Origin of the sequence: Acinetobacter sp. NBRC 100985 (assembly GCF_000241225.1) — a bacterium.
Classification (GTDB): Bacteria; Pseudomonadota; Gammaproteobacteria; order Pseudomonadales; family Moraxellaceae; genus Acinetobacter; species Acinetobacter venetianus.
The window spans coordinates 17,683-29,757 of the sequence record NZ_BAEB01000010.1; the positions used below are offsets into that span (position 1 = coordinate 17,683).

Annotated in this window: 9 protein-coding genes; 7 read left to right on the plus strand and 2 right to left on the minus strand. The window is 40.4% G+C overall.

Annotated features, from left to right (window positions below):
• Positions 1-95: 95 nt before the first annotated feature.
• The 7 genes from ACT4_RS03035 to ACT4_RS03065 all read left to right on the plus strand — a co-directional run bounded on the left by ACT4_RS03035 (position 96) and on the right by ACT4_RS03065 (position 8,594).
• A complete protein-coding gene (locus tag ACT4_RS03035) occupies positions 96-404 on the plus strand; it encodes a helix-turn-helix transcriptional regulator (protein ID WP_000008556.1) in 309 nt (102 codons plus the stop codon).
• A 262-nt stretch (positions 405-666) separates the two neighbouring features.
• Entirely contained in the window at positions 667-1,848 is a 1,182-nt protein-coding gene (locus ACT4_RS03040) for an efflux RND transporter periplasmic adaptor subunit (RefSeq protein ID WP_004777767.1), read from the plus strand.
• Positions 1,849-1,851: 3 nt separating this feature from the next.
• Complete coding sequence (locus ACT4_RS03045) at positions 1,852-5,016, plus strand: efflux RND transporter permease subunit (RefSeq protein ID WP_004777768.1); 3,165 nt, start codon at positions 1,852-1,854, stop codon at positions 5,014-5,016.
• The gene (locus tag ACT4_RS03050) at positions 5,013-6,494 is read left to right on the plus strand and encodes an efflux transporter outer membrane subunit (protein ID WP_005060895.1); all 1,482 of its coding nucleotides are present in this window, start codon (positions 5,013-5,015) and stop codon (positions 6,492-6,494) included. The genes ACT4_RS03045 and ACT4_RS03050 overlap by 4 nt, the downstream gene beginning before the upstream one ends.
• 76 nt (positions 6,495-6,570) lie before the next feature.
• Entirely contained in the window at positions 6,571-6,954 is a 384-nt protein-coding gene (locus ACT4_RS03055; RefSeq protein ID WP_005060897.1) for a hypothetical protein, read from the plus strand.
• Positions 6,935-7,504, plus strand: coding sequence for a nuclear transport factor 2 family protein (locus ACT4_RS03060; protein ID WP_004777772.1), 570 nt, complete (start codon positions 6,935-6,937; stop codon positions 7,502-7,504). The genes ACT4_RS03055 and ACT4_RS03060 overlap by 20 nt, the downstream gene beginning before the upstream one ends.
• A gap of 16 nt (positions 7,505-7,520) precedes the next feature.
• The gene (locus ACT4_RS03065; RefSeq protein ID WP_000094607.1) at positions 7,521-8,594 is read left to right on the plus strand and encodes a cation diffusion facilitator family transporter; all 1,074 of its coding nucleotides are present in this window, start codon (positions 7,521-7,523) and stop codon (positions 8,592-8,594) included.
• Between the two features lie 185 nt (positions 8,595-8,779).
• Here ACT4_RS03065 and ACT4_RS03070 read toward each other — a convergent pair whose 3' ends face one another.
• On the minus strand, positions 8,780-10,642 hold the full coding sequence (locus ACT4_RS03070; protein WP_004777775.1) for a hypothetical protein: 1,863 nt from the start codon (positions 10,640-10,642) through the stop codon (positions 8,780-8,782).
• A 44-nt stretch (positions 10,643-10,686) separates the two neighbouring features.
• The gene (locus ACT4_RS03075; RefSeq protein ID WP_001276481.1) at positions 10,687-12,075 is read right to left on the minus strand and encodes a dsDNA nuclease domain-containing protein; all 1,389 of its coding nucleotides are present in this window, start codon (positions 12,073-12,075) and stop codon (positions 10,687-10,689) included.

Below are 12,075 nucleotides of genomic sequence, written 5' to 3' on the forward strand. Positions count from 1 at the left end.
TTGCTAAGAGCATAAACCTTGCCATTATGGAAAGGTCAAGGGTAGAATATGTAAACATCTATATTTTCGCTAATGACTGGAATTTAAGTATAAATATGAGTTTTAAAGATCACCCTACAGAATTATCTCAAGAGGAGATTATGTCTTTAGCTGAAACATTTCGGCTATTGGGTGATGCTTCACGACTTAAAATTCTACTTTTTTGTATGCGTGGACCTAGTTCAGTAGGTGAAATCAGTGATGCCCTTGATTTATCCCAGTCCTTGGTCAGTCACAATCTACGTTTATTGCGTTCAGCCCGTTTAGTCAAAGGTGAACGTCAAGCTAAACAAGTCTTTTATGAAATAGATGATATTCATGTAAGTCAGGTTCTATCGGATATGGCTAAGCATATTTCAGAGTAATGTAGCAAACACTCATTTTCTTCACTCCTTTTTCTTCTTAAAAATATATACATATGATCATTTATTCATATTTGCTATTCAAGTAGCAATATTTAAGTTATTTTAGCACTAAACATATGAATGATTAAACATATGTTAATTTGTTATGTATTTTTAAGGCTGATCTATTGATCTTCCAATTATTGGAAACTCTAGCATACAGGCAACTGCTACAGAAACCTTATTGAGAGCGTGTTGTAGCATTGCATGAAAGGTAAGCACCATGAAAAAACAAATTACAGTAATTGCTGTTGCAGTGGGGGTGGCTATATCTGGTGGTTTGCTCTACACAGCAACGAATAAACCAGATGCACCCAATCCACAAGCTGCCGCAGCTCAAATGCCAGTCCCTCAAGTTCCTGTTGCGGAAGTGATTACACGGGAACTTAACCCAACCGCAGAATATACAGGCTACTTATCAGCACCACAAAGCGTTGAAATCAAGTCCCGTGTTGGTGGTGTCATTAATAGTGTTAGTGTTCCCGAGGGCAGTTATGTTCGTAAGGGACAGGTATTATTTAAAATTGATCCTGAACCTTTTCAGGTTGCTCTGAATACAGCCCAGGCACGACTGAAAGCAGCAGAGGTTCAGTACAGCCAGGCTGTTCTGGATTTTAATCGAGCAAATAAACTGGTCGAAAGTGGTGCCGTCTCCAATAAGGTTTATGACGATGCACTGGCAACCAAAAATAACCGCCAGGCTCAGGTACAGGAAGCTCAGGCAGCCGTCAGTGCAGCGAAGCTCGATTTATCTTATACCAATATTACAGCACCGATTTCAGGACGTATTGACCGTGTTCTTGTCACCAGTGGCAACTTGATTGCAGGTGGAAATACAGGCAATGCCACAGCCTTAACCACCATCGTTTCCGTCAATCCACTGTATGTTTATTTTGACCTTGATGAAAAAACCTTTCTCAATCTAAAGGGACAAAATAAATCTGGACAATTCAACTTGCCAATCGAAATGGGATTGGCAAATACAGAAACTTATCCTTATACAGGGAAATTAAACTTTGTAAGTACTCAAATTGACCAGCGTACAGGGACGCTACGGGTTAGGGCATCTATTGCCAATGATTCAGGTGAATTAGCACCAGGTATGTTTGCCAGAGTTAAGCTGACCACTGGAAATAAACAGTCCACCATTCTGATAGATGATCAGGCGGTGGGTACAGATCAGGGCAATAATTTTGTTCTGGTTCTTGGTTCGAATAATACGGTTGAATTTAGACCTGTAACACTTGGCTCGGTCTTTGATGGATTGCGGATTATTAGCAGTGGTCTGCAAACTGGCGATAAAGTCATTATTAAGGGACTGGTTCGTCCAGGAATGCAGGTCAAGCCAAATATCATTCCAATGCAAGCCCCTGTTCCGTCTGAAAATGCTGCTCAGGGGAAATAAGCCATGAAGAACTTCCCCCATTTCTTTGTCAATCGGCCAATATTTGCGGTCGTGATCTCTGTGCTGATCGTCATTCTAGGTGCTTTATCACTGTTTAAATTACCATTGAGTGAATACCCGGCAATTACACCCCCAACTGTACAGGTCATCGCAAGTTATCCTGGTGCCAATCCCAAAATCATTGCCGAAACGGTTTCTTCCCCCTTGGAACAAGTCGTGAATGGTGTTGAGAACATGTTGTATATGAGTTCTCAAACCGCAGCCGATGGCAAGATGGTACTGACCGTTACCTTTAAACAGGGTACTGACCCTGATAAGGCACAGATACAGGTGCAAAACAGGGTTTCTCGCGCATTGCCACGCTTACCTGAAGAAGTTCAACGAATTGGTGTTGTAACTGAAAAAACTTCCCCCGATGTTCTCATGGTCATCAATTTGGTGTCATCCAACAAGAACCATGATCCCCTGTATTTATCCAACTATGCACTCTTGAATGTTCGTGATGAGCTTGCACGTTTACCAGGCGTTGGAAATATAGAAATTTTCGGTGCTGGTGAGTATTCGATGCGTGTCTGGATTGATCCTGAAAAAGTAGCTGCCCGTGGTTTAACGGCCAATGACGTGGTTGCCGCCATTCGTGAACAAAACATGCAGGTTGCTGCAGGTTCTGTTGGTCAACAGCCAAATACAACATCCGCCTATCAGGTGACGGTTAATACGCTGGGACGTTTAACCACTGAAGAACAGTTCAGTGAGATCGTAGTCAAGGCTGGGGATGCTGGACAAATCACCCGTCTAAAAGATGTTGCACGAGTTGCACTGGGTTCTGATGCCTATAATATGAGAGCTTTATTGAATGGTAAACCGGCTTCTGCCTTACAAATCTTTATGACCCCAGGTGCTAATGCGCTGGATGTTTCAAATGAGGTCCGTAAAACGATTGCAAAATTGAAGAAGGGTTTCCCTGAGGGTATGGATTATAAAATTCCCTATGATCCGAATATTTTCGTAAAAGCTTCTTTAAAATCAGTCATTACTACCCTGTTGGAAGCCATTGCACTTGTTGTCATTGTTGTCATCCTCTTCCTGCAAACATGGCGCGCATCCATTATTCCTTTAATTGCCGTTCCAGTTTCCCTAATTGGTACGTTTGCAATTATGTATTATTTTGGCTTCTCCCTAAATACCCTGACATTATTCGGGCTGGTTCTCTCGATTGGTATTGTAGTTGATGATGCAATTGTAGTAGTGGAAAACGTTGAACAGCATATTAAATTAGGCGAATCGCCAAAAGAGGCGGCTCGTAAAGCAATGTCTGAAGTCACAGGACCAATTATTGCGATTACTGCGGTTTTATCTGCTGTATTCATTCCCTCGGCATTTCTTACAGGATTACAGGGTGAGTTTTATCGCCAATTTGCTTTGACTATCGCTATTTCAACTATCTTATCTGCAATCACCTCTTTGACACTTTCACCAGCTTTAGCAGGCATATTACTTAAACCTCATCAGGCTGGAGATAGAAAACGTGATTTGACTGAGCGCTTATTCGGCTGGTTCTTTAGAAGATTCAATCGATTCTTTGATAAGGCATCAGACAAATATGTGGACGCAGTACGCAAGAGTATACGTTTAAGTGCCATCATGCTCATCTTGTATGTAGGTTTCCTTGGCCTAACCTGGTTAGGTTTCAATAAAGTGCCGCAAGGGTTTGTTCCTGCCCAAGACAAATATTATTTGGTTGGTATTGCCCAATTACCTACAGGTGCATCTTTAGACCGAACAGAAGCTGTGGTTAAACAGATGACGCAGATTGCTTTGAAAGAGCCTGGCGTCGAAAACGTTGTGGCTTTCTCAGGACTTACGCCAAGTGGTCCAGTCAATGTACCCAACTCTGCCTTAATGTTTGCCATGCTTGATCCTTTTGAAGCCCGCCAAGACCCATCATTGTCAGCACAAGCAATTGCTGGAAAATTAATGGGCAAATTCAGTCAGATTCCTGACGGATTTGCGGGCATCTTTCCACCACCACCAGTACCTGGCTTAGGTTCTATGGGCGGATTCAAGCTACAAATTGAAGATCGGGCTGGTTTAGGCTTTGAAACACTGGCACGTGTACAGGGCGAGATTATGGCGAAAGCCTCTCAGACGCCTGAACTTGTCGGTATGCTTGCGAGTTTCCAGGCAAATGCTCCACAGATTGAAGTTGATATTGACCGTGTAAAAGCGAAGTCACAAGGTGTACCACTGACCGATATTTTTGAAACACTACAAATCAATCTGGGGTCAATCTATATCAATGACTTTAATCGGTTTGGTCGTACTTATCGTGTAATTGCTCAGGCAGATTCCCCATTCCGTATGCAACCAGAGAATATTAATCTGTTAAAGGTGAGAAATGCAGCGGGAGACATGATTCCACTTTCGACCTTTGTCACGATTAAGCGTAGTTCTGGCCCCGACCGTGTTATGCACTATAACAGTTTCCCATCAGCCGATATTAGTGGTAACGCTGCACCAGGTTATTCATCTGGTCAGGCAACTGCCGCAATTGAAAAAATTGTGCAGGAAACATTGCCACAAGGCATGACCTATGAATGGACCGATCTGGTCTATCAGGAGAAGAATACAGGCAATACTGCGGTCATGGTTTTTGCTCTGGCAATTATTTTGGCGTTCCTTTTCCTTGCAGCTCAATACAACAGTTGGTCAATGCCTTTTGCAGTATTACTTATTGCACCAATGGCCTTGTTATCTGCGATTGTGGGTGTTTGGGTAACTGGTAGTGATAACAACATCTTTACCCAGATTGGCTTTGTTGTTCTGGTGGGACTTGCTGCAAAAAATGCCATCTTAATTGTGGAGTTTGCCCGAGCCAAAGAGGATGAGGGTTTGAATCCTTTTGATGCGGTACTTGAAGCAGCCCGATTAAGATTACGCCCAATTCTGATGACCTCAATTGCATTTATTGCTGGTGTGATACCACTGGTATTAGCCACAGGTGCTGGTGCAGAAATGCGTCATACAATGGGTATCGCTGTTTTCTCTGGAATGCTAGGCGTGACGATCTTTGGTTTACTGTTTACACCAATTTTCTATGTCGTCATTCGTAATTTTATTCTGCGTAGAGAACAGGCCAAAGCAATCGTACAGGAGGGTTCAAAATGAAAAATTTAACACTTCATTTAAACCGATACACTTTCCTCAAGAAAATGAGTGTACTAACCATTGCCACTATTCTTGCAGGATGTTCAATGGCACCAATATATGAGCGACCTGTCTCTCCTATGTCGGAACACTATCCAACAGGAGAAGCTTATCCAGGGCGGCAAGTGAACAATGGAAAGCAAACAGTCGCAGCCGATATTGGCTGGCGTGACTTTTATACCGATCCTGTCTTGCTCCAACTCATCGATCATGCATTGAAAAACAATCATGATTTTAAGGTGACAGCTTTAAATGTTGAGGCGATAGAAGCACAGTATCGTATTCGTCGTGCTGACCGTTTACCACATGTGAGTGTTACCGCAGAGTCAGCCAGTCAGCGTTTACCGTCTGATCTTGCTTATAACCCCCGCATGTATCAGGTTGGTGTTACTTCGGTCGCATGGGAAATCGATTTATGGGGCCGAGTACGCAGTCTGAGTGATCAGGCTTTACAGAACTATTTGGCTTCTAAAGAGGTCCAGACAGCATCACAGTTAAGTCTGGTATCCGCAGTTGCTAATGCTTATCTGGTCTATAAGGCCGATCAGGAAACGTTAGGTTTAACCAAGGCGACTTTGGCGACACAGCAGAAATCCTATGACTTGACCAGGAAACTTGTTGATGTTGGTAATGCAACCCGATTTGACTTACGTCAAGCTGAAATAGGACTGCGCACAGCACAAATCAATTATGCAAAATTCTTGCGTATTACTGCACAGGATCGTAATGCTCTGGTGTTACTTCTGGGTTCGCCATTAACACAGGAACTTGCGGTCCAATTGGACCAGTCCCCAAAAATTCCTGATCAGGTTGTCATACAGGATATACCAGTTGGTTTACCATCGGATCTACTTCAACGTCGTCCAGACATTCGTGCCGCAGAACATAAGCTTCAGGCTGCGAATGCAAACATTGGAGCAGCCCGTGCAGCATTTTTTCCATCCATTACCCTAACGGGTTCGGCGGGTACGGCAAGTTCCAGTCTGGATAATCTATTTAATGCAGGTACAGGTGCATGGAGTTTTATGCCCAAGATTAACTTGCCCATATTTAGTGCAGGTTTAAATCAGGCAAATCTGGATCGCTCACATATCATGAAGCAGATTGAAGTCATCAACTATGACAAATCTATTCAAACAGCTTTTCGTGAAGTTGCTGATGGGCTGGCTGGCAAATCTACGCTAGATGAACAGATCAAATCGCAGCAGCAAATGATTGCGGCCAGCCAGGATGCTCATAAGTTGGCAACCTTACGTTTTGATGCTGGTGAAGATAATTATCTCGCAGTCCTCGACTCACAACGAACACTGTACGCATCTCAGCAGGCACTTATACAGACCCGCCTGGAACGCCTGAATAATCAGGTCAACCTCTACAAGGCATTAGGTGGAGGCTGGAATGAACATACCGTACAGATTGAACGTAAATCTTTGAAATAGCACATCGATGGAGTTCATCTTTTGATGGAAAGAGATGAATTCCTGAAAAGATGAAACAGAATATGAGGTCATGTAAATGAAATTTATTATCCATGATATAGAAAACTTCCCATTTGTTGAGTTTAAGCAAGATCAGGCAGTTCCAGGCTATTCACCTCAATGGCAGTTGGAAATGCAGGAGTTCCTGGAAATGAGTAGTCCGTTTGTGATTGTTTATGATCAATTATCAATGCAAGAAACACCTGAAGACTTTAAACAACGTGGTCTTTGGCTTAAAAACCATAAAGATGAACTTAATCAGTTGTGTAAGGCAATTATCTGCATTGAACCTGATCAGGAAAAAAGAGTTGCCATCAGAAAGATGACGGAAATGGCTGTAAAGGCATTTGGCATACCTTATGAAATCGTCGATACCAGGGAAGATGCCGAACGGATCGCTGATGAACTTACTCAAGTCTAAGGTGAATGTGATGAACATTATTTATATCAATCAATTGAAGCAAGATTTTGATGGTCAAGAGGAAAAATCAAAGCCTTTTTTCATGACATTCTTACTCATTCTTATGACGTTAGGATTAGCTTCAATTTCGCATGCAAAAGCACCGATCAATACAGCTTTGGAAACCGTGGAGAGCTATCTTAATATCTGGAATGGTACGCAGCCAGATGACCTGACTAAAGTTCTTGACCCGAATGTTGAGTATTTCAATACAAGTAATGAAGAAACCCGTAAAGGTACAGCATCTGTAATTGAGGTACCCAAGTTTTTATTAACAGTCATTCCTGATCGGAAGATGACGCTTACATCCCCGCCACTCATTGTTGGTGATAAGGTTGCTGTCGAATGGCAGCTTCAGGGAACCCTCAATAAAAAAGACCAGTCTGGTAAAAAAGACGCAAAAGTAATCACTTTTAAAGGTGCTTCATTTTTTGAGGTTAAAAATAATAAGATTACATACATCGGTGATTACTACAACAATCATCCATTGCGTAGTCAGTTAGAGCCATAATCAGGAATGCTATAAAATGTCTTCGCACAACCATACACAAGATCACAAGCATAAACACTCTGAACATGATCATTCTGGGCATAAGCATAGTCATGGTAACGGCCATAAACACAACCATGATCACTCAGGACACCATCACGGTCATGGTGGTCATCATCATGATCACGACCACAGCCATATCCCGAGTAATAAAAAAATTCTGACCATAAGTTTTTTACTGATTACCATTTTTATGGCAGTGGAATTTATAGGTGGTTTTATTACCAATAGTTTGGCCTTGATTTCGGATGCTGGCCACATGCTGAGTGACTCTGTTGCACTTGGTATTGCACTTGCAGCAGTCTTTATCGGTCAAAAACAGATTACCAAAAATAAAACATACGGCTATCAACGCTTTGAAATACTGGCTGCTGCATTGAATGGTATTACACTGGTTGGTATCGCACTGTACATCTTTATTGAGGCAATTCTACGGTTCCAGCAGCCACAACATATTGAAGTACAAGGGATGTTGATCGTTGCCAGTATTGGATTGCTGATTAATATCATTGTTGCAGTAATGATTTTTAAAGGTAGTGATACCGAACACGACTTGAATATGCGAGGTGCTTACCTGCATGTACTCAGTGATTTGTTAGGTTCTATTGGCGCAATTGCTGCTGCGCTATGTATCTACTTCTTTGGATGGGCCTGGGCAGATACTTTAGCCAGTGTTCTAGTTGCAATACTTGTTCTTCGCAGTGGATATTCAGTTGTAGTAAAGGCTTCGCATGTTTTAATGCAGGGTACACCAGAAAAATTTGACTTGGCAGAAATCAAAGAAACCATTCTTCAAGACCAGCGAATTCAAGGTGTACATGATTTACATATATGGAGTCTGACAAGTAAACGTTATATTTTATCCTGCCATATTGTTGTAAGTGAAGAAATGAGTATGCAGGAAGTGCAGATACTCTTACATGATCTGGAGAATGTCATACAAAATCTAGGTATTGAGCATGTCACTATTCAGGCTGAAACATCACTCAACAATCACGATGATATTCATCATTGCATTATTGAAAATATACCAAAGGATTCAGAACACTGAGTTTAAAAAGGTTAAATATTCCTAATATAGGTGCTTATCTAGTCACAAGTGGTACCCAAGTTTAATGGCACTTAAAAGTGCCATTAAACTATATATAATTCAATTTGATATGTAATAAAATTACCCATAGGAAAGAATTATGGAATAGGCTAAAAGAAGATGGTCACAATTGTAAGATTCGAAAATTATTTTTCCTCCTTTTCCTCCTTTTCCTCCTTTAACTTGATATTCGTAATTCCAATTTTTCTTAGAGCATTCAATAACGTTGATTCACCCTCTGACAAGCCAGCAGATTTTGAATGTCTAAAAACAAATAATTGAGTAACCAAATTGGAGCCTAGGAGAGTTGTCGTATAAGAGCCCTCTGACAAAGGCAGGCTCTCCATGAGCCCAGAAATATACTGCTCAAATTGTTCTACGGTTCTTGACCTAAATATTAGACCAGCATGCCCACGCTCCTTGAGAACACTTTCCCCATCTACAGTTGAAACGTAAGTCGCTGGTTGTATATCGAAAAGATAAACTGGAGGGCAATTTACAAGAGATAATCGGATGACCAATGCTCCACGAAGTGCTGTTTTATTTGAGTTTGCATAACACCAATTTTTATAAGTTTGTTTTTCTCCATCTGTAATATCTTTATTATTTAATGTTTCTGAATTAACGAAAAAAGCCATGAGAGTGGGTTTATCGCTGTAATCAAACTCTTCCTCAAAAGTATAATAGTGGACTGCATTGACAATACTGGGATTTAACGAGCGTGCCTTTAAACATGCATTCCATAGGCCCATGATTCTTCCATGATATGGAGCTTCAAACTCTGTATCTCCATTAGTGGTCGGGTTAATTTGGACATTTAGAACTTCCTTAGAGCTATCAGGTTCTCCTGTACCAACTGTATTGGTTTCTTTAGTATTTTTCTTTCTCTGTGGTTGGGTGATGGTTCTTTCATACTTTGTTTTACTTTTTTCCCCGATAGGGCCTGAACCTAACCATGTAAATTCATGACCTAAAATAACCGATTGTAATAATGGTTTGCGCCCTCCTTGATCTTCAGATACGTTAATCTGACCAGGACCTAGTTGCAACTGAGGAGGATTAGGTGAGTTGACATCTACAGGTTTCTTAATGCGGTGAATTACCTTTGGAACACGTCTGATAAGTGTTTGATCAGGTAGTTCTATTCCAAGAATTGTCAAGGCTAAAAAAGCATTGGTGTCAGGAATACAAAAACCTGAAACCCTAATTTTTCTCGTTTCCTTATGCCACGGCATTACTTTAGGGTATATATGGTTTCTTTGGATAAAATCATCATGTTTTGCAATACTGCTAAATAAGATTCTTACGGCATCTTGGGTATATTCGCTATATTTATAGTAGGCAATAAATACATGATCATCTGATGTGAGACTATCACCTATAAGGATAGTCCATGTATTTTCTTCTTCTGGATGAGGGGTGTAGAGCCTTTCATGTCTTTCGACCTCATCATATGTTGTTAGAATTCTAGGAAGTTCTGTAGAGAGGCCATATCCTCTCACCAGAAACTCAAAACAAGGTACGAGAAGCTCCTTATATTCCTGATCCTTTAAAGAGAAAGAAATACAATTTTCACGTTGGCTTGGGTTAATATAAAACTTATTCCTGTCTGAGAAGAAATGATCTATTTTTCCTGTCTTTTCATCTCGCTTATATGCTTGAACAAAGGTATGTTTAAAATTTGTATGATCAATATCAAATTCCCGTATTTCCAAAGGAAGATAGTCAACTAATCGTTCATGGTGCCAAACTGTTCCAATAGGCCAAGACATCAAATCTGTTATATTTGCATCAATAAAAATAAAATTATCTGTGGGTGTGTAATCTTCCAGAAGTTCCCTAAAAGCCACATGAACTTTAGGTTGAGCATTTCTACGATCAGCTTTTGCTAACGCCCCATACCACCAAACCATTAAGAACTTTTCAGCATTGGATTCAAGGACTTTGAATGCGGGTGATTTTTTATCTGAAGAGTTATCAGTATTTTCTTCATTAGAATGATTGTTCATGATCAACCTCTCTATTGGTAATATTATCGAATAATCAATTCTTCTTATAAGTTCAGTTCGGCTGTAGGGATATATTGCCCATCTACCCAATCGTAAAGCTGGATATCGCAAATACCATTCAAGCGATGTCCCAAGACCATTGCAAAAACTGAGGGTGCTTTAATAAAGAGGTGTAATTTAGATAACTTATTTTCGGATTTAAATGAAACTAAAGCAGATTTTGCCTCTCTCACAGCAAGATTTAGAGTCTCCATATTATCAATGGCATGAGAGCTTTCTAAATTCAATCTAGGCAAGCTCTTTACTTCATTAATCGTAGAGTCAATGTCTTTACCTATAGCTGTAGGAAATCCGATAGCGACTATGGCTTCAGTTTCACCCTGTGGTTCAACAGCTTCGATTTTAGTAAAAAATTGTCCCTCTTTCTGTTTATGGTCATCAGTGCGATAAATGAGGCCATTATGTTCTATTTCGAGTAGGAAATTACGTGTGGCACTAAAAACATAGCCAAGCATACATGCAGTGGACATTCTTTGTTTGCCATCTATAAGGAGGGTTCTACGGTCACCACTGTTATGAATGAAATCCCCAATCGATACTGCTTTTTTGATTAGGCTGTTCCAGTCGCTGGAGGTTTTTTGAGCACGATCAGGACCATTGAAATCACTAATATCTAAGTTTAAGTCTTGATACTGACTGGATGATGCTGAAAGATTAATTTTAATAGGATCTAATAGCCACTGGCTTCTATCTTCTTCAAGAGCATGGCAAATAAAATTTTCAAAGTCTTTGCGATATATTGGACCAAAAGAAGAACGAGAAATCAGGTTTTTAAACTGATCTTTTAGTTGTTTGACCTGACTCCTGAGCAGTTCAATATTTATTGTGTCTTGAATTTCACTTAGAAATATAGACTCACTATTCTCAGAATTAAAAGTTATGAAACCAACATAATCAAGAGCAAATTCAGCTAAAGAGAAATCAATTTTTTTACCAACACACCAATCAAGGTATTCCGAGCGCCCATTCACTGAAACTGAAGAGTCGTCATCATAAGAAGATCCAACCCCTCTTAATCGGTCTATTTTTGAAATTAATGGTGAGATAGCGGTGTTATAACTTGGGCATACTAAATTAAACCAAATAAAGTTTTTTGGGTGGGTATCAAAAAGACTTTTAAAACGCCTTATTTCATCCCAAAATTCCGTAGCCGTTAAGGAGTGATTTTTTGCTTCATACATTACATGTAATGACTTTTCCGAAGAAAAATAACAAACTTCTATATCACTTAATGCTTCACTCACTATATGGCTAAATGCACTTTGTGAAAGCCATAGCGGTAAGCTCCTTAATACAAATGCATCCTGATATTCAAATCCTACTCGTGCAATCGCACCACCAGTTGATTGTTTTTCTAACAGACTCGCACTCAT